Here is an 18,557-nt window from a genome sequence, read left to right as displayed (position 1 = left end):
CGAGCGGAGTGCGGTGAAAGTCGCACGCTCCGTTCTTCGGGGGCCCTGTGTCCGGGAGGACATGGGGCTACCCTCTTAAATCCGCATCCACACCGGCGTGCCGCGTTACTTGCGTCAGGGTGGCCACCGGTCGTGGAATGAAGCTGGAAGTTCAGGTTGTCGCAACCGGCCTGAGGTTGGCAGCGCGACCGACCGGAGAAGGTGCCGGACTGGAACAGCTGGGCACCGAGCTCGCGCAGGCTGTCCCACTTCACGGTACTGACAAAGGTCCGGCCGGTGGTGTCGAGCGATTCGATCATCGCCCGTTGTCCGCGCGCTTCGGCGACGACGCGCACAATGCGCGCCCGGTAGCGCAGGAGCGCCCCGATCGGCGGACACAACGCTTTCTGGCGACTCCGCGATCGTTTATTTTCCATACCACTATCGATGCAGGCATCCAGCCAGTTGCAGGACCGCAATACGTCTGCGGCATCGCTGGACCTGATGCTACCAGGTTCGACCGCAGCGAGTCCAGGCCCTTCCGGAGCAATCCAACTGCCAGGCGCGCGTTGGCATCCGGCGGCGAGGCGACGGTCTCGCGACGTCAGGCCGCCGGCAGTGTGCTGCCGGCGGCATTGAAGCTCGCTGTCAGTGCCCGTTCACGGCATCCTTGAACGCCTTGCCCGCCGTGAATTTCACCGTCTTCGCAGCCGGGATCTGGATCTCGGCGCCAGTCGCCGGATTGCGGCCGACACGCGCAGCGCGTGCGCCCGTCGAAAACGAACCGAAACCGATCAGTTGCACGGTATCTCCTTTGGTGACAGCTTTCGCAACCGCGCCGATGAACGCATCGATCGCCTCGCCTGTTAGCGCCTTGCTTGCGCCGGTCGCCGCGGCGACTGCATCCACCAGTTCCTGTTTGTTCATTGCCTTTTCCTCGCTGTGGTTGTGAATGTCGTCACCCTACCCGATCGGCGTACTGCCGCGCAATCGGCACGCGACGGCGCTGTGCCGGTCTCGCGGGATAAACCAGCCGATGCAGACCCGCAATCTTTAGCCGGTCACGCTTTCCAATCCTGCCGGCTGTATGATGAACTTTGCACATGCAAAGTTCGGCGCCTCAGCGAAAGGGCGACAGTGATGGTTCTGCGCGGAAGACTCCGCAGACATCCGCGCGTCCTGGGCCGCATCGGTCCGCACCTCTGTTGCCCCTGCCTGCTTTCCCCACATTTACGATGCGTATCCGGAATGGTTCCTGGATCGTCCATTGCTTGCCACGGCCTCGTTCCAGGGGCGGTCCCGCGCCGCATCGCTCCCGAAATAAGGGCCAGTGTCATCAAATGAAGGGTATGACTCTGATTATCCGGGCCTTCATTTGCAGTCGGCCGCATCAATAGACCGCACCCAATTCGCTTCCGTTGCACAATTTCTGCAGTCCCGTGCGTGCAGCGGCTGCATTCATTTCGGCCGAGGGTTTCCTACGATCACCACCCGCGGGTTCGCGCCTTTGGGACCACCCACCGCTACCGCTCCCCTATCCTGACAGCTCCCATTTATCATGAATGAATTTGATGGCGCATCAATGCGGCGATAACCCGCGCACCGACCGCGAACGACCGGATCACCGGCACTGGCAGCCTGCTGAACTATGGATTCTCGGGATACGTCGACAATACTGTTACCGACAGCTCCGGATCGCGTGTGATTACGCGAATGTCTCAGCGCAACCCCGGCCTGACCGACTGACCCTGACATGGTCTGCCCCAAGCGATCCGTTCAATCTGGCAACGTTGAGGATCGATCGCATGCTGTCGGGAAAGTGCTCAGGATGGTTCTCCTACAATTTGCGCAGCAGGGTGATCGCCTTCAGCTTTGGCGCACTGCGCAGCAATGGGACGACTTCGATCTCCCACACGACCGGACGAAATCATTGCCGCCCATCCTGACGCCAAATACAGTTGCAGGCATGAGAATTGTGATATATGACATATGTCGTGCAATTCTCTATTGAAATCATGGCAAAGCGCTCCGGGACAGCGGGTAAGCAGGTGGAAGACAAGCCGGCTGCAAAACCGTCGACCCTCGCGTTCGTGGAACGGCAGGCGAGCGACCTCCAGAACCTCGAGCGACTCGTGGCGAAACTGGATGCCACGCGCGCGGCCGCCTCTATCATCATCGAACAGATCGGCGAGATCAGTACCGACGTCTCGCTACGCCAGCGATTCATCCTGACTCAAGGTGTGCGGTCGATTATCAACACGCAGGAGCAGGAAGCACTTCGCGAGTTCGTCGACGCCACGCCTGTCCACCGTTTTTCAGCCGGTAGGGCCGAGCTCGAGCGCAAGGCAATCGAGGCCGTGCTCTCCGGTACCGAATGGCTTACGGCCCAGGAGGTCGGAAAACGCCAGAACCCCGACGCAACCAACCAGCATGCGATGGCCAGTCGCTGGAGGAAGGAAGGGAAGGTGTTCTATATCGAGCATAAAGGCCTGAGCCTGTATCCGAAGTACGTTTTCGATGAGTTCGGAAACCCCATTCCCGAAGTTGCGGAGGTACTGAGGGTTTTCGAAGGCTACCGGTCATTCCGTATCGCCTCATGGTTCGAGTCGACCAGCAGCATGCTTAATGGCCGGCGGCCACGCGAGGTGCTCGCCAGTGATCCCCGGGCTGTGCTCAGCGCCGCCCGGGACCATGTTTTGGGGCCGGTGCATGGCTAGGGCGGGAGAGCCATCCCGTCGAGAAAGCCATTCACGGCGGTGGATGTAGTTGTGCCAATCTGGTATCGCGTGCATCCGTTCGACCCCTCCGCCGGAAAATACGCACCCGACGCCTACAACTGTCGCTGCCGGATGAATAATCCCCCACCCGACCATGCAGCGCGAACTTCGAACGTTGCTCGATACGGTAAAAGCGGACTGGGACTTTCCCGGCAAGTTGATCGCAGTGCCCCGTTTGAGGCGAAAATTCATGCGGACATCGTGCAGATCGAGGACACCATCGCTTCCATGCAACAGCAGAAGCTACTTCCTAAACTGATTCATGTATCTCTCGCAACGCTTTCCTCAAAGCGTCCCGAGTGCCTGCGTCACCGAGCGCTTTGTCGGGGTCACATAGCACGAGGTTATCCCTCGCTGTTTCGAAGCCGTCGCGCCTGTCATCTAACGCGAGCCACTTTACGAGGCGATGGCGGGTCACGTACCGAAGCACCTGTTGCCCTCTGGGAATTCCATACCAGAGATGGGCATCGTGAAATCGTGTGTGATACGTCGCACCGACTACCTTGTCCCGCAGGGCTCTCACCGGCAACGCGTCGCGCGCACGATTGAAGCCGAGTACTTTCACCCAGGTCGTGGACAGGACAATCTCAACGTCCGGATAAGGTTCAAGTGCCTCGGCAAGTACCTCGGCGTACTCGAAAAGCCGGATCCGGGACGGGTCGCTACTGACAATCCCGTGCCTGGTGCGATAGGCGTCGCCCCGGTGGACGACACCGTCGAAATCCAGCAGAAGCACCTTCCGGTCCGACTGCCCGGCCGGTGGATTTTTTTTCGCCACTGTCGTGGCGAAGTCCGTTTTTGGATCAGTCATTGCTGGAGTCGTTAGAAGCAACAGCCTGCACACCACGCAGCCCGTCAAGATCGCGATGCATGATCGGGTACCCGACGACCCGCGTCGTCCAGCGCCGCGTACCGCCCTGACACCTCGGCAGCCAGTGATTCGATCCGGGCCACGTTCTTCCTCCCCGGCTAGCTGCGACGGACATACCCCACTGGCGGGCGGTCGGGCCCGCCGTCGCACGTGACGACCTGGCCGGCGCCCTGCGTTCCGATGCGGCCTTCGGGTAAGGTCCGTTGCCGGTTCAACACCTCAACGCCCGACTGCATTGCCTTCAGAGCTCGACCACCAGTTCTGGATCAAACGCCGGGTTTTCCCATTTCAGGTCGGCCGGCGCGCCCGCCATCAGACGGTTCAGTGCATAGCCGCGCGGATTGGCAATCACGCGCGTCTGGCCGACACGGTAATCGCACGAATCATGCACGTGACCGTGTATCCACGCATCGGCCAGTCCAAGCAGCGGCCGCAGGTCACTCACGAACGCTGCATTGAGCAGATCGCCGATATAGCGCGGGTGCACCGAGGCCGGCGCCACACCGTGATGGGTCACCACGACCGTTCGTCCCGCGAAGGGCAACGCAAGCTGTTCCTGCAGCCAGCCCAGCGCTTTCTGATGCTCGGCCAGTGCGTGCTCGGGCCGGAACCGCTCGCCCTCACTGGCGCGGATCACACGATGGTCATGCATCAGGCGGCGGGCCAGCACCATGGTCTGGTCGGGCGTGCCGTTGAGCGCATAGTCGGTCCACAGGCAGCACCCGAGAAACCGCACGTTCTCCACGATGCATGCCTCGCGCTCGAGGTAATGGATCGCCGTGCCAGCCGCACGCGCCCGGATGTTATCGGCCAGCGCGCCGTACTCGGCGCCATACGCCTCGTGATTGCCATGCACGTAGATGACCGGCACCGGCCAGCGCGCGAACTGTTCGACGGCGTCAACGCCTCTCGCAATGTCCCCGGCGAGCACCAGCACGTCCGCATCGGTCGGCGTGACCGGGTTGTAGCCTGGAAAACTCTGCTGCAGGATTTCCAGGTGCAGGTCCGAGGCGATCTGTATCCGCACGTCGCGCTCCGCTCGCCTCGGGTCAGGTCAGGCCGGCCCGCTGCGCGTCCCGCCCGGCCGCCGGCGCGCTGGCAAACTGCCGTTCGCACATGAACTCCGGCCCCGGGGTAATCAACCGCTTGCTGCGGTAGCAGGGTTTCAGCTTGCCGCCCGTTACGCCGTACCAGTAACCCTGCATCCCGTCGGGATCGTCCCGTTTTCTCCACAGGCCCGTCACCTGACGGAGCTTGACCTTGCCGTCGAACACATACACGGACAGTTCTTCGGCGCGCAGGTGCGACGTGAATTCAAGCAGCGCCTCCGGGCCGCCCAGGAGCCAGCCGTCGGGCAGATCCCCGGACTCCGGCAGCCGCCGCGGGGCGATCACCCAGAAATTCGTTTGTTCATCGGTCCAGCTCACACACCGCCATGCACAAAGCGGTTGGACCAGGGCACGCCTGACCGGATGGGTTTCTGCCCACGTAGCATCCGTCACCAACATTGATGTTTCTTTCCTTCAAACTGTTTATTCGTTTGTTTTGACCACGTAGGTCAGGCCGCCCACCGTGCAGCTGGCAGCCAGTCCGATACATCCCGCACAAAGCAGATTTTCAAACGTTGATGCGCGGCCCGCAGACCCATCGGAGGGGAATCGCGGCGCTGTCGCACCACTTATCCACTCTTAGAACAAATCCGGCAGCCCCTGGCCATGCGGCGCTTCCTGTCGACCGCGCAGTGCATAGTTCCTAATGAAGCCGCGCATCATAGCAAATGAACACTATAGATTGTAGCCCTTTAGTGTTCGCAATGAGTTCATCAGGTCCTTTATCGGGAGGACTTGCATGCGCTCCGACGCCACTTTGGGCAAGGCATTGAAGCAGCTTCGGGAGATTGCTAACGTCACGCAGGAAGATTTCGGGCTGGTGTCCAGCCGCACCTACATCAGCACGGTCGAGCGAGGCCTGAAGTCGCCAACACTGGGAAAGATCGAACAACTCGCGGAAGTGCTGGGCGTACACCCGCTCACCCTGCTGACGGTGGCTTACATGGACAGGCTCACACCCAAAGAGATAGAACGGACTACGGCCCTGTTGCGCGACCGGTTGCTGACGATTGTCAGCGAGAAGTAGCCGTGGCCTGTCCGCGCCGCTACCGGGCAATGCATACACCGGCGCCCGACGCCGATGCCGGACTGGCTGCCGTCCCGGCGCGACAGTCCAGCTGGGCTGGCGGTTGGTCGTACGCGCGACCTCCGACCGGGCCGGAACCCCTGGCCGTGCCCGCCCGATGCTGGCAACCGCTGCTTCGTCCGGTCCAGCAATATTGCCCTGCTGAAAAACCGGTTCGTTTAGCTAAAACCGCTTCTTTAGCTGGCCAGCTAAGGAATCAGTTTCACGCAAACCACTGACCCTGACGTGTCACCCTGCCTGGTGTCCGGAGCATCCTGGACCTGACGGGTCGGGCGACGGCGCGGCCGGATGAGTCCGGGGGGACCGGCGCCGGTCTCGCATGATTTGCCGCGATAAGCGGGTTTATCGCGGCCAGCCCCTGCATTCCCGGCCGGAAAACGGTGCTCTGGCGTTAGCACTGTGCGTAATCTAGACTGGAATTTCCAGCCTGCGCCCGCCTGCATCTGCTTTCCCCCGGGTGCGCTGGCGTGCCGCCGCTGGAGTATATCCATGGCCCGCCCCGCTGCCGTCTCCGCCGACCAGATCCGCACCACCGTGCTGGCGATGCTCGCCGAGGCGGAGATGAACCCCGGTCACCCGCCGCCCACCGCTGAGCGCTTCCGCAAGGTGGTGTCGGTCCGCAAACTGCGCGCGCGGCTCGGTGCCGGCGACCCGGCGATGCTGTCGCGCGTGCTGAACACGATCGAAGCGGAGGTGGTACGCGCCGGGCTCGTGCAGGTCGCGATTCCCGGGCTGCCCGATACGATCGCCGAACAGATGCGCGCGCTGTGGCAGGCAGCGGTCACGGTCCAGCTCGATGAGGTCGTACGGCTGAAGACCGAGGCGACCCAGGCGACCGAAGCGGCGGAGGTGGCGCGGCGCGACGCCGACCTGCGGGTCGAACTGCTGCGGGTCGAACTGGCCGACCTGCGCGACCAGCTCTCGGCGCGCGACACGGCCCTCGCCACCGTGCGGGCGGAATTCCGCGCCGCCTCCGAAAAAATGACTGAAGCCGAAACGGCAACATCGACCCTGCGCGCCGCACTGGCATCCGCGAACGCCGCGCTCGGCACGGCGAACGCCGAACACGCGGCGGCGATTGACGCGATTCACGCCCGTTACGAAGGCCTGTCGCGTCAGCTGCTGCAGGAAACGGAACACCAGCGGCACGCGCTGCAGGGCGAACGCGAGCGCCTGTCCGGCCAGATCACCCAGGCCCAGGAACGGGCCGCCGCACTCGAGGGGTTACGTGACCGGTTGCTGACCGAACTCGCCAGCGAGCGCGACGCCCACCAGCACGCCGCCGCCGAAGCCGCGGCACTGGCCACGGTCGCCGCCGAGCACCGCGCCCTGCTGGAAGCCGTGCACGCCACTTCCCGCCGCCCGGCGAAGCCTGCACCGGTCCGGCACCGCAGGACCCCGGCGGCGACGCCCTCCCCGGCTGGCGCCTCGGTGCGGAGGAAGGCACGATGAACCCCGCCAGCTGGATCGACACTGCCGCGTCGCCACCGCAGCGGCTGCCCGAGACCGTCGATGCAGCGCTCGCGTATGTGGCCGACGCGGTTGGCCACCCGGTCCATACCCGCTGGACGCTGTCGCGGCTCAAGCGCGGCTGTCCGTCGCTCGCCGACGCGAAACGCGAGCATCCCACCGTGTTCGCGCTGCTGCTTGAACACGACGCCGCCGTCGAGTACTGGGACCGCGGGCGCCTGCGGATAGTCGCCGCGCACGATGCGCCCCCACCCGGGACCATCCTGGAGCGGGTGCTGCGCCAGCACCGGCGCCGCTTCCACGAGGTCGCTGACAGCACCGCGCCGGTGCCTGCGAGCGCCGCAGTGCCGCCCGCCGCGACTGTCACGACTGCCGTCTGGCTCGCGGCGCTCGAACCGCCGCACACCGTCGCCGCGCGTGTCGACCATGTGTCCAGTGCCACCCCTGCCGCCGGCGGATGGCTCGCGCGGGCGGGCCGCTTCGTCAATCCGTCGATGGTCACGAACACCCTCGGCGTCGCCGACGATGCCCAGGCGGTGATCCTCTTCCTGCGCGATCGCGCCGGCCGCTCGCCGCACACGCGGCGCGCGTATCTCGCTGACCTGAAACGCCTGATCACCTGGTGCGAACGCGAGCGGCTCGGGCCGCTGTCGGACCTCACGCGCCACGACCTGCTCGCGTACCGCCGCGGCCTCGAACTCCAGCCCGAACACGGTCCTGCCCTCGGCGAAGAGACGCCCCCCGGCAGCCGCCAGCCAGGGCGTCGTGGACAACCTGGTGGGCCGCGCCAGCGGTCCGCCGCAGTGGCATCCCGCGCGCTCGCGGTGGTCTCGAGCCTGTTCCGCTACTGGTTGAAAACCGGCTACCTGACCGCGAATCCGGCCGCCGATCTGTCCGGCGGCGGCGCCGCCCGCGCGGCCTGGACACCGACCCGCATCATGCCGGCGAGCGTGGTCGCGCTGTGCGATGCGGTCGTCGCGGGCCCTGCGCCGACCGGCCTCACATTGCCCGTGTGGACACGTCGCTGCGCCATCTGGTCGCTGTACCGCTACGGCGGGGTGCGGCTCGCGGAGCTGGTCTGGTCCGAAGCCCTGGGACTGCCACGGCTGGATGTCGACGCCGACGCAGACACTGACAGCCACTGGACCCTGCACGTGCGCGGCAAGGGGAACAGGCTGCGGGCGATTCCGCTGCCTGCCCTCTGTATGCCGCCACTGCGCGCATACCGGCTCGCCCGTGGCCTGACGCCCGAACCGGGTCCCTTCGAACGGCTGCCGCCCATCCACAGCGAGAAGCGCGACGCGCTCGGCGCGAGCGGGCTGTATGACGAGGTCAAGGCGGTCTTCCGTGCAGCGGAAGACCACGTCGCGCCCGGTGACGGCGTGACGCTCGCGATGCTGCGCGCGGCGTCCACCCACTGGCTCCGGCACGGCTACGCGCGCACGCTGGTGGTCGACCACGCGGTGCCGCTGCCAGTCGCGCAGCAGTTACTGGGACACGCGTCGGTGCAGACGACGGCCGCGTATGCGAAGACGGACCTCACGCAGACGCGCGCGTTTGTGGAGGGGAGTTTTCCGCTAACGAAGTAGCCGCCGATGGTTAGGATGAAAAAGCCAGCGCGCCTCTGCGTTCAATGCCAATCGTGTTGGTTTGCAATTGTCCCCGCTGCTTTGACGGTTCATCGGCCATTGCCGACATTGAGGCGAGCTGGGTTCTACGTCAGCAATGTGTTCGATTGCTGACGGTGGTGGCATCAAGCAGCCGAACGGCAGCTTCCTACATCGGCGAACTCACACTCCCGACCCTGGGCCGCCCTTCGAGCATGCACAACGTCAATGGCGGCTCCCGGGTTGTAGGAAAAAAGAACTATGAGGGTAACGTCATTGCCTATGTGAACCGCCCCGGATTTGGCGGAGGCTCCAACTCTTGAGAGAATGGAGCCATGAACAAGTCGAACAAATTTTCTGCTGAAGTCCGCGAGCGTGCAGTGCGCATGGTGCAAGAGCATCGGGGCGAGTATCCGTCACAGTGGGCCGCGATCGAATCCATCGCCCCCAAGATCGGCTGCACGAGCCAGACATTGCTGGGGTGGGTCAAACGAGATGAAGTCGATAGCGGCGAGCGCGAGGGTGTGAGCACGTCGGAACGCGAACGTCTTAAAGCACTGGAGCGCGAGGTCAAGGAACTGCGCCGCGCCGACGAGATTCTGAAACTGGCGAGCGCGTTTTTCGCCCAGGCGGAGCTCGACCCCGGACATCGCTCGCTGATGAGTCTACGAACACTGCCATTCACAAGCGTCAAGTTGCCGATGAACATTCCAACGAACGAGCCATACTCGGATATTGCCCATTCGACACCTCGGACTGCACCGTCGTCCTCATCATAGTCCAGACGCCGCTGCAGATAGTCCCCTGTGCACGCGATGCAATGCACGGCTGTGGCTTCGCCGCATCGCCAGCTCTGCTCGCGAGTTGTTGCGAGGTAGAAATGAGGCGCCACATAATCCGGCATCCATCGGGCCAGCGCCTCGCAACCGCTCAAGTCCTTAGCAAACCATCCTGCGGGATCGTCCACCCAAACAGCCCGACCGGCGATCGCGTCTGGGCGCTCCCTTTTTGACAGCAGTAGCGGTGTACGCTCGAAAACGACCACGTCGCCGTGGTCCTCACAAAGGCTGCCGAGGAGCCCCAGGTTTGTTATATCGCGCAGCAGTTCCGCCCTACGTTGAAGCCGTGGTTCGATCATATCGGCAGTTTCATTCTGGAGTCGCTAGTCGGATCGGACATCATCCACTGGCTGCATCGGTACAACGCTCTTCAGATAGAAGCCCGCGCGCCCCGAATCGTTGCGGCGCGTGAACTCAACCGGTTTCAGCACGTCGGCCGTTGCGGCGTGAATCTTTTCATTCTCGGCCACCACAATCTGCCCCGGCCCACCCCAGGTCGACAGCCACGCATAAAACCTGTCAGTGAGCGTCCGGGTAGGCCGGGCCCGTTCTTCGGCCGAATCGCGATCAGCGTATGCCTTGAGCGGAGAATCGATCACCACCACACCTTCTTGCAGCAATTTGTTCCTCGCCTCTAGACGTGAAACAAACGCCCTGTGATACCGCCAGCCCAGCCTCCCCGTCAGCGCACGGGGTACCGTCAAACGAGAGCGCTTTCACCGGTATTCAATTCGGCGCTGCGCTTGGGGCCTGCCGGAAAAGTCACAAAATCGCCTCAAGCGTTGGTCTGGGGAACAACTTTCTGCAAGGCCTCTTGAAGCAAAGTTGTTCCCGACATGTCTGCCAGCCGCAATTCGACTGGCCAGGAACGGGAACAAAATTATGCGACCCAACGACTGGGGTTTGGTGTGTTCGTATCGCAGAAAACGCAAGACGGTTAGTTGCATCTGTTTGTTTTGATCGAGGCGCCAAAAGGTGAGCCATTTCGGGAGACCAACGGGCTAACTCTGTCTGAGCCAGCATCGTTTCAATCAACCTGATCGCGGCAGGTGATCAGCCGAGGCACCCACTCGAACGACGAGTAACAAGGCAGGCCTCACGCGCCAGCGTTCGCCCGGGGGCTATCCGGCGGTAGTCGTTTAGGGTTGTTCGCCGACCCGAAGCCGCTGATCGGACGAGATTTACAACGGTCCGTTCCAAGGCCAGCACCGGTCAATCGCCAATGACGTTTCGAATGGCCGTCTGGCGAATCTGCCGCGCCTTTCCCCGGTTGCCAGTCTTTGTCCGTCGACTTCGGTGTAGTGCGGACTAGGGCTTTGCACTCTCGGTGGACATTCGCTTTGTCAAGACGCAAACGTTATCGAATATCCTCATCTGGCGAGGCAGCGACCGTCCCATGTCACCGGACCGGACTCCCGGAGGGAGAGCCACGTGCGCGCCGCCAGTCAGCGAAGGGGCGCACGTGGTATCGTGCAACGCGTCGCGTAGCGAGAATGCGTTTTCAACGTGAAACTCATGCGCCATTACTGACGACCTTACAAAAGAATGTTCACGCCTCCCTTCGCGACGTGCGACCAGCCTTCGGGCAATCAAGAAAATCCCCGCGAGCTTCTCAGAACCGTTGTCGCAGCATCGCTTGTGACTGGCCTCGAAATGTTCGATTTCACCGTTTTCGGATTCTTCGCGGTGATGATCGGAGACCGGTTCTTCCCAGCGAACGATCCGATGACTTCATTGCTGTGGGCCGTCGGTACATTCGGCGTCGGCTTTTTCATGCGACCTGTTGGCGCGATGATCATCGGCGCTTACGCGGACCGCGTTGGACGCCGCGCAGCGATGACGAGGACCAGCTGGATGATGGCTCTGGGAACCGCCGCGCTCGGCCTGTGCCCGTCGTTTGCCAGCATAGGCGTGATTGCGCCGCTCGTTGTCATCGCCGCTCGATCGTTGCAGGGCTTTGCCGTCGGCGGCGACATCGGAGTTGCCGCGACCTTCGTGCTGGAGGCTGGGCCCGTGTCGCGTCGCGGCTATCTGGTCAGCTGGCAGCTCGCTAGCCAAGGCGCGGCCGCGTTGCTGGGCGCAAGCCTGGGGGTGCTACTCACCAGCACGGTGTCACCGGCCGCTCTTGCTTCGTGGGGCTGGCGGATCCCATTCCTGATCGGTCTGCTGATCGCGCCAGTCGGTCTCTACGTTCGCCATCGGCTTCGCGATGATCGGATTCCCACCAACACCGCCAGAAATGCCGGCACACCGCTCGCCGAACTGTGTCGCGAACATGGGACGACGATCCTGCTGGCGATGCTGATGATGATGGGGCAAACCATACCGGTCTACGCGATCGTCTACTTCATGCCTAGCTATGCGACTCGCGTGATGCACATGCCCGCCGTCATCGGATTTCTGGCTTCCGCGTTGTCTGCGCTGCTGCTGGTGGTCATTCCGCCGCTGGCCGGCCGTCTCATAGACAGTCTGCCTCGCCGCAAACCACTGGCCCTCCTTGCCTCTGGATGCACGGCGCTTCTGGTCTATCCGGTCTTTCTGGTGATTACCCGTGCGACCAGCGCGCTGCCTATCCTGTGCGGCGTCGGGCTCATTAGCACAATGGTGGCGTTCGGCGCCGGCGCGGTCGCCCTGCTTGTGCTCGAAGCGCTTCCTGCGCGGGTGCGCGCCAGCGGCATGGCCGTTTCGCATGCGCTGCACGTCGCCTTGTTCGGCGGCACTGCTCAATTCATCGTGACGGCATTGATCAGATGGACCGGCGATCCCATGTCTGCAGCCTGGTATGTGGCGCCGGCGTGTGTGGTGAGCTTCTGTGCGCTGACGCTTTTCAAGGAACGGCGCCTCGAAACCTGAACCGCCGCGTGCGCATTGACGCCTATCACTGGGTCTGAACTATCTTGTCAGCTAGAGCCCGAAAATCCTGCGGCGCCATGTCGTAGGCTCGCCGGAAGGCGCGCGTAAAATCAGACGCACTTTTGAAGCCGAGTCCGTAGGCAATCTCTATCACCGCTAAGTGCGGATACCGGATCAGTTCATCGGCCGCATGGCGTAGCCTCAGGTGGCGGATATAAGCGCCAACGCCGCCTTCATGCTGAAACAGGCGATAGATGGTCGGGCGAGGAAGTTGAAGCGCATTTAGCACACTTTCGGGGGAGAGTTCATCTTCAGTCAGGTGCGCCTGAATATAGCGCCGTACCTGACCGAACATGGTTGCCCGGGCTGCAGCGCGCGTGTCGCCGCTCAGGCGCGCCTGTCGTCCAAACGCTGCGACAAGGAGCCTGGCCGCCGCGCGTATGGCGCCGTCCGCCTCACCGGCACTCATGCATGCGATCGTCCGACTGAGCGCCGCAACGTGTTCGATGATCAGTCGCTCGAGCGGCGTCGAACCATGGAGCACACGGCCGTGGATGGCCTCCGGATCAGGAAAGACCTCCTGCACAAACTCGCCCGGCACGAAAAACGCGATCACCCTGCATGCTTGGCGTTGCATTCGAACGGGTTGGTTCATATCCAGTGCAAGGATGCTTGCGGCTGAGGGTGTGGGATCGCGCCGCGCAGTGCGCACGGCGACGTTCTCAACTCCGCCCTCCAGAAACACATGAAAGACGAAGTCGCGTACCCGGTCTGTCGAGATCCGGGCCAGTGAGCGCTCGAGCACAATCAGGTCCGACCGGCAATCCGTAAATACAAGCTCGCCAACCTGATAGCGGTCAATCGACGCTTGGAACGGCCTCTCCAGGTCAGATCGCGAGGGCAGCACGTCAACAAGGTGACCGACCCGATCCCGCCAGGCGAGCAAGCGCCGCTGTGGCGCTTCCCCCCGCACGCTGAAGTGACTGTGGGCAATGCCGTGCTTTAGCGGACGGCAGACATCAACCGTGGGTGCGCGGGAGCTCATGCGAAGAAGTTCGTTACTGGAATGTGCATGGACGTCTTCTGGAGTAGACGTTTTCGGAATTTAACCGAAAATCTGCCCGGCGTGAATTTTTCGAAAAACGGGTCTGGAATTTTTCAGGAGCTGACACGCACGGTCAAACCTGCGCGTACAGGTAAGAGTATGTTGAGTGTCAATTGTGGGCCGCAGTTCGCCAAGAACCAGCCATTGGGTCGTGCAACACAAACGACCCTTCGTGGCCGGCAAGCGTGCGCTCGCTCACCGGTTCCCTTCACAAGGGAGACACGACGATGAAGCAAGCGCTTAATCGGTGCCGCATCTTTGGAAGTGCGCTACGGCCAATATGTCCAATATGCGGGACACCCCGAATTGCCGTACTCCTGAACCTCCTTCTACCATCAACTCCCCGCTGCATATCGCAGCCAAATGCGCCGCTGGTAATGCGTGGCCGCAAGCGAGCGCTATAGCCTGGCGGGCACGGCACACAAGCCGGTAGCCGGCGCATTCCATGTACAGCGCCTACTCGAACTCTCAGGAGACAGGTATGCTCAGCCCCCATGAATTTGCGACATTGATGCTCGTCAAGGACTGCGTCGAACAGATTGCCGACCGGGACGAACTTGACGCGTTGCTCGAACGTCAACTGCTCGACATGGAGCAACTTGCGGGTGGTGCCGTGCTCCCTCGCGTTACGCAGGACGGAGATGCCCTGCTTCGTACCCTCGCGCGAATTCACTGACACGTCGGACCGTGTGAGCCCGCACGCTCGGTGATATGCGGGATTGACCGTTCTCCCAGGCCCTTGCCGCGGCCCCAGGATTTCCGAAATGTTCTTGAGGAGATTGCCATGTCTCGCGAGTCCGAATGGGTCAAATTCGTGCTCCACGACGAACTCCGGTTCTGTCGCAGTAAGGAAATTAGGAAGAGTCGGGACGGAACGGAGAGGAATGCTTATTTCGCAAGATCGTAGAACTGCTCGGCGACTGAACGATGCCGTCGACCGTCACTCTTCATCTGTCCTTTCGCTATCATGTGCATGAGTTCGATACCGCCTAAAATGACGCGGGCGCAACGAAAGCTCTTGAATCCTAGCATTGGCCGTACGATCCGTTTGATCGCTCGATGGTCCTGCTCGACCACGTTGTTCAGATACTCGATTGTCGAATTTTGATCGGCACTTCGCGATCAGCATTGATCGAATTTAGCCCTGCGAGATTCACCCCGCTCTTGTCGATCGTCACCGTCTCAGGTACGCCGTTTCCAAAGATCGCCTTTTCGAAATTGCGCCGGGCCGCGGCCTTGTCCCGCCTGGCGCGGAACAGGAAGTCAACCGTGTCGCCAGCCTTATCGACGGCCCGATACAAGTACTTCCATTCGCCCTTGACCTTGATGTAGGTCTCATCTATTCGCCAACTTCGACCGACCTTTTGCTTGCGCGGTCCGAATACCTTACCGAGCGCAGGCACCTACTTGATAGCCCACCGGTGCACCGTCGAATGATCGACCGACACTGCCCGCTCGGACATCATTTCTTCCAGGTGACGCAGACTCAACGGATAGGCGACGTACCAACGTACGCATGTCAGCATTATGTCCAGCGGGTAATGCAGCCGTTTGAGCGCCTTGCTCACAGTGGCGTTCGAGGTCTTGATCATTCGTTACATCGCTCGTCTCGGGACCGCCCACCATAGCAGATCGGCCTACTGCGACAGAACCGATTAACCTCGCGGTCAATCTTCCGACGATTTGTATTTCATCGTATTCGGAATGCGGATGGGATCTCGCAGTATCCGGTCGCCGTCTCTATTGTTGTCGTTTTGAAAACTGTGAATTCACCGTGGCTGCGTTGATGCCCAGCGCATAGTGCATAGAATGGATTGTGTGGACAAACCGCTCACGCGCATCAGAGTGCTAACAGAATCGCATGATTCAACGATGTGGAGCATCAGATGGACATCCTTGACCTGGCTCGGAAATCGGGAATGACGGTGGTTCTTGACGCGAAGATTGGGCGTCAGGAGTACCGCACAGTGCACGGCTCAGTCGCAGCGCTTGAGCGATTCGCCGAGCTTCTTGCCGTGTCGATGCACGATGAGCTGGTGGAGCAGGATTGATGCGCGTTGACAGCAATCTCAAACAGGAACCGCAATGAACTACGACTCATCGAAATCCAGAAACATCGGTCGCGCTGAGCGCACGAACGACAAGTATGACGGAGGTTCACCCTCCGTAGAGGTCGCACAGGCGGTCGGCAAGAAACGTGAGACAGCAAGGAACTGGGCGTGGGCGCACAGCAACGAACCGTACGACTGGATGGACTCGCATAGTCTCTTCAACACCCGGGACTCGATTCATTGAACGATTTACAAGGGGCGACGGTTTTGCGCCACCGCAGCCTTGAACTGTATCGATCTTTGAAGTTGGCTTAACCCATCTCGGGCAGCGGACTGTCCGCGTTAGTCTCGATCCGCCTGAGCAGATGGGCTAGCAGCGAACCTGGCTGTGTACGGTGCCCCTTGGGGCACAACGCGACGGTCTCTCACTCAGAACGCTGGCGTTCGAATTCCTCCCTTCAGACAGACCCGCTTGCCGGTGTGCAAAACCGCATCGACCGGAATCATCGCAACGTCAAATCGCGGGTGGACGTCGTGCTCGGCTTCAAACGCTTCAGGGACTCCACCGTTACGATCTCCGGGATCGAACTGATGCATCGCATTCGCTGAGGCCAACTCGGTCTGACCGACGTGCGGCTCACAGAGACTACCGCGCCTGTCGTCTGCATAGCCAAGCTTCCAGTTTGTTGAGTTGACGCGAAAACTGGCGGCTTCTCGATCGCTTTCTCTATTGGCACCACAACCGAAAGGAGCAACGCCGTCAGCGTTTGGGGTCACCAGAACGGCTCGTTGGCTGACGACAAGCCCGGCGTGAGCACCCCCTCGCTTATAATCCCCGCATTGAAAGTGATTTCACCGGCGGAGAGCCCCACTTTATGAGTCAGCCACATGGGCGATATCCGGGACCTCGAGACAAGGGCCCGCGTCAATCGCGCCAACCATCGACTTCTCATCGACAGAACAAGCCATACGTAAAAACGCCACCTGCCCGGGATCCAACCCAGACGGCATCCATTTTCAAAACGCGTTCGTTTAAATGGCTGGTCGATGCGGTGGGCGCAGAGAATATTGCACTGGGACTCGATTCCAACCTGACGCGCGTGGCCGAATTAATAAACGGCGAGAGATTCACACCCGAGACGGCCTTCCACATTGAAACGACGCTCGGGCTACCCGATGGGTTTTTCGATCAACCCAACCCTGCCCTCACATCCGAGACCATCAGTCGTTTGAAGGCGCCGCTTGACTTTATTCGCGCTAACGCTGAACCGGAATCGGCGGACGAGCAGGCATCGGAACCGGCTCCGGCAATACCAGCGAACCGCCACCCTACCCCCACCGACCGTTTGCCGAGGGAACCAGAAATGTCAAAGAGAACCGATGGCGGCTCGCCACAGGCCGTCGCGAAGAGCAAGTCCACAGCGGCAAGGACTGCCACGGTTACTTCGTCGAAACCGGCATCAGCGAAAGCTAAAGCGTCCGTGAAGTCGGGGGCCCAGCAATCCTTGCCGTTGAACGACCTGGCGGCTCTGCAAAACATTCGTCGCGCCAACCTGCACGTACTCACCTCCCGTAAGGGATCGAAGGTGCGACTCAGCGCGGTAATGAGTATCAGCGCCTCCAACCTGGACAATCGTCTGTATGGGCAGAAGCGCATGGACGACGCCGAAGCCAGCCGCTTCACTGAACGCCTCGGGTTGCCAACTGGCTGGCTGGACATTCCGCGTTCAGTCACGGACATTCCTGATTCGGTGTCGGCTCTGCTTGATCCACAGTCGGGTCGACCTGCATCTGACCAACGGGAGCTATCAGCTGTGATAAGGCCGGAAGCGGCGGTGGCAAGAAAGCCCGCGGGTAAGAAGGCGAAAACCGCGAGCGATCGACACGCCCAACCGTCCGAGGCGGATCACGCCAGCGATGCCGCCGTGACGAAGGCAGTCGTGGAGCAACTAGATCCAGTACTCCCGCCTGCCTCCGATCTGGCGATCCGGCAAACTGTTGACAACGATGTCCCACCGCCCGCCTCTCACCAGCAGCCGGCGCCGGCCTCCGTCACAGAGGTTATTGCGGAGCCGCGCCGTTCTGCTCCCGTGACGAGCCTGGACGATCTGATAGGCATTGAACCAATAGCAGAAGCGCTGATCAAGACGCTCGCAGGGAAAGCACGGACTGGGCGGCTGGATGAGATGAAAGCGCTGGAACTATTGCGACAGATCGTTTCGCTCTGACCTGAATCGACAGTTCAGCAGAACTCCGTGGCAGCAGGGGCTGCCCGCGAAACGGCGCGCCCTTTCAGCAGACGCCACGTACCCGGTCGTTGAGAAGAGAGACCTGCCTCTTCTCATCGCAGCCTTGATTGCTTGCGCCGGCTGGAGCCGAGCTCTGGAAGCTGCGGGCAACTCCCGTGGCGTCGTTTCTTCGTCTGCTGCACTCGTCGGCTCGCGAAGTGATTCGGCCAGGACGAAAACCTCACTATCGTTACGTGAGCTGGGGTAATTGTACCTTTCGTGCGAAATATGGCGGTACCCACCTGGGGTAATCGTCCTTTTCGTGCAATTTCGGGCGGCTAGTCACGTCAAAAGTTGATCATTTCTTCTATGTAAAATGTAGTATTCCTAATTGAACCAGCATGCTATTGGTTTGCGTAAAACTGTTTCCGCGTCTTGCAGAAACATTTCCCCGTACCCAAGACCGTGACGATCGGCGATTGCTTGCGCAGCCAAACTTCCCGTCTAAGTGTAGGGGTCTCCTGGCCGGATCGGACACGAACAAATCTATGCAAACCGTCGACTGCATGTCCAGCCGACGG

At 61.4% G+C, this 18,557-nt stretch carries 17 protein-coding genes and 2 pseudogenes; 10 read left to right on the top strand and 9 right to left on the bottom strand.

From position 1 onward, the window contains the following. On the bottom strand, window positions 1-416 hold a 416-nt coding region (locus P3T25_RS43170; RefSeq protein WP_429363418.1), incomplete at its 3' end, for a hypothetical protein. Between the two features lie 211 nt (window positions 417-627). Continuing rightward, window positions 628-906, bottom strand: a complete 279-nt coding sequence (locus P3T25_RS43165) for an HU family DNA-binding protein (RefSeq protein ID WP_429363416.1) — start codon at window positions 904-906, stop codon at window positions 628-630. Window positions 907-1,961: 1,055 nt separating this feature from the next. Between P3T25_RS43165 and P3T25_RS43160 the strand changes: the two genes are divergently transcribed. Further along, window positions 1,962-2,696: a hypothetical protein gene (locus P3T25_RS43160; RefSeq protein WP_429363414.1), complete on the top strand. Its 735-nt coding sequence runs from the start codon at window positions 1,962-1,964 to the stop codon at window positions 2,694-2,696. A 310-nt stretch (window positions 2,697-3,006) separates the two neighbouring features. Here the strand turns inward: P3T25_RS43160 and P3T25_RS43155 are convergent, their stop codons facing one another. The 3 genes from P3T25_RS43155 to P3T25_RS43145 form a co-directional block, all read right to left on the bottom strand. Continuing rightward, window positions 3,007-3,567: an HAD domain-containing protein gene (locus P3T25_RS43155; protein ID WP_429363412.1), complete on the bottom strand. Its 561-nt coding sequence runs from the start codon at window positions 3,565-3,567 to the stop codon at window positions 3,007-3,009. Window positions 3,568-3,868: 301 nt separating this feature from the next. Beyond that, the gene (locus P3T25_RS43150) at window positions 3,869-4,654 is read right to left on the bottom strand and encodes a metallophosphoesterase (protein WP_429363410.1); all 786 of its coding nucleotides are present in this window, start codon (window positions 4,652-4,654) and stop codon (window positions 3,869-3,871) included. Window positions 4,655-4,676: 22 nt separating this feature from the next. Then, window positions 4,677-5,054 carry a hypothetical protein gene (locus tag P3T25_RS43145; RefSeq protein WP_429363408.1) on the bottom strand — a complete coding sequence of 126 codons (378 nt, stop codon included), beginning with the start codon at window positions 5,052-5,054 and terminating at the stop codon, window positions 4,677-4,679. A gap of 421 nt (window positions 5,055-5,475) precedes the next feature. Here P3T25_RS43145 and P3T25_RS43140 point away from each other — a divergent pair, with 421 nt between their 5' ends. The 4 genes and pseudogenes from P3T25_RS43140 to P3T25_RS43125 all read left to right on the top strand — a co-directional run. Next, the gene (locus tag P3T25_RS43140) at window positions 5,476-5,763 is read left to right on the top strand and encodes a helix-turn-helix domain-containing protein (protein ID WP_429363406.1); all 288 of its coding nucleotides are present in this window, start codon (window positions 5,476-5,478) and stop codon (window positions 5,761-5,763) included. A 549-nt stretch (window positions 5,764-6,312) separates the two neighbouring features. Beyond that, window positions 6,313-7,275, top strand: a complete 963-nt coding sequence (locus P3T25_RS43135; RefSeq protein WP_429363404.1) for a DNA-binding protein — start codon at window positions 6,313-6,315, stop codon at window positions 7,273-7,275. Continuing rightward, on the top strand, window positions 7,272-8,882 hold the full coding sequence (locus P3T25_RS43130; RefSeq protein WP_429363402.1) for a tyrosine-type recombinase/integrase: 1,611 nt from the start codon (window positions 7,272-7,274) through the stop codon (window positions 8,880-8,882). Before P3T25_RS43135 ends, P3T25_RS43130 begins: the two co-directional genes overlap by 4 nt. Window positions 8,883-9,235: 353 nt before the next feature. Then, a pseudogene (locus P3T25_RS43125) lies at window positions 9,236-9,543 on the top strand (transposase); the annotation flags it as partial. 519 nt (window positions 9,544-10,062) lie between these two features. Here P3T25_RS43125 and P3T25_RS43120 read toward each other — a convergent pair. Further along, window positions 10,063-10,359 carry a hypothetical protein gene (locus P3T25_RS43120; RefSeq protein WP_429363400.1) on the bottom strand — a complete coding sequence of 99 codons (297 nt, stop codon included), beginning with the start codon at window positions 10,357-10,359 and terminating at the stop codon, window positions 10,063-10,065. A 1,018-nt stretch (window positions 10,360-11,377) separates the two neighbouring features. Here P3T25_RS43120 and P3T25_RS43115 point away from each other — a divergent pair. Next, a complete protein-coding gene (locus P3T25_RS43115; protein ID WP_429363398.1) occupies window positions 11,378-12,592 on the top strand; it encodes an MFS transporter in 1,215 nt (404 codons plus the stop codon). A gap of 25 nt (window positions 12,593-12,617) precedes the next feature. Here P3T25_RS43115 and P3T25_RS43110 read toward each other — a convergent pair whose 3' ends face one another. Further along, window positions 12,618-13,637, bottom strand: coding sequence for a helix-turn-helix transcriptional regulator (locus tag P3T25_RS43110; protein WP_429363396.1), 1,020 nt, complete (start codon window positions 13,635-13,637; stop codon window positions 12,618-12,620). A gap of 541 nt (window positions 13,638-14,178) precedes the next feature. Between P3T25_RS43110 and P3T25_RS43105 the strand changes: the two genes are divergently transcribed. Further along, window positions 14,179-14,373, top strand: a complete 195-nt coding sequence (locus tag P3T25_RS43105) for a hypothetical protein (RefSeq protein ID WP_429363394.1) — start codon at window positions 14,179-14,181, stop codon at window positions 14,371-14,373. 212 nt (window positions 14,374-14,585) lie between these two features. Here P3T25_RS43105 and P3T25_RS43100 read toward each other — a convergent pair. After that, window positions 14,586-15,289: pseudogene (locus P3T25_RS43100) on the bottom strand (IS6 family transposase). Between the two features lie 294 nt (window positions 15,290-15,583). On the opposite strand from P3T25_RS43100, the gene P3T25_RS43095 reads away from it, so the two are divergent. Beyond that, window positions 15,584-15,748 (top strand): hypothetical protein, encoded by a 165-nt coding sequence (locus tag P3T25_RS43095; RefSeq protein WP_166618329.1) that lies wholly within the window; start codon window positions 15,584-15,586, stop codon window positions 15,746-15,748. A gap of 34 nt (window positions 15,749-15,782) precedes the next feature. After that, a complete protein-coding gene (locus tag P3T25_RS43090) occupies window positions 15,783-15,992 on the top strand; it encodes a hypothetical protein (protein WP_429363392.1) in 210 nt (69 codons plus the stop codon). Between the two features lie 185 nt (window positions 15,993-16,177). On the opposite strand, the gene P3T25_RS43085 is transcribed toward P3T25_RS43090, so the two are convergent. Next, window positions 16,178-16,525: a hypothetical protein gene (locus P3T25_RS43085; RefSeq protein WP_429363390.1), complete on the bottom strand. Its 348-nt coding sequence runs from the start codon at window positions 16,523-16,525 to the stop codon at window positions 16,178-16,180. A 98-nt stretch (window positions 16,526-16,623) separates the two neighbouring features. On the opposite strand from P3T25_RS43085, the gene P3T25_RS43080 reads away from it, so the two are divergent. Beyond that, window positions 16,624-17,976, top strand: a complete 1,353-nt coding sequence (locus P3T25_RS43080; protein WP_429363388.1) for a hypothetical protein — start codon at window positions 16,624-16,626, stop codon at window positions 17,974-17,976. The last annotated feature ends 581 nt before the right edge of the window (window positions 17,977-18,557 follow it).

Source organism: Paraburkholderia sp. GAS32 (assembly GCF_050434225.1).
GTDB lineage: Bacteria > Pseudomonadota > Gammaproteobacteria > Burkholderiales > Burkholderiaceae > Paraburkholderia > Paraburkholderia madseniana.
The sequence above is the reverse complement of the archived record's forward strand: the minus strand, read 5'-3'. Positions and strand labels throughout refer to the sequence as shown.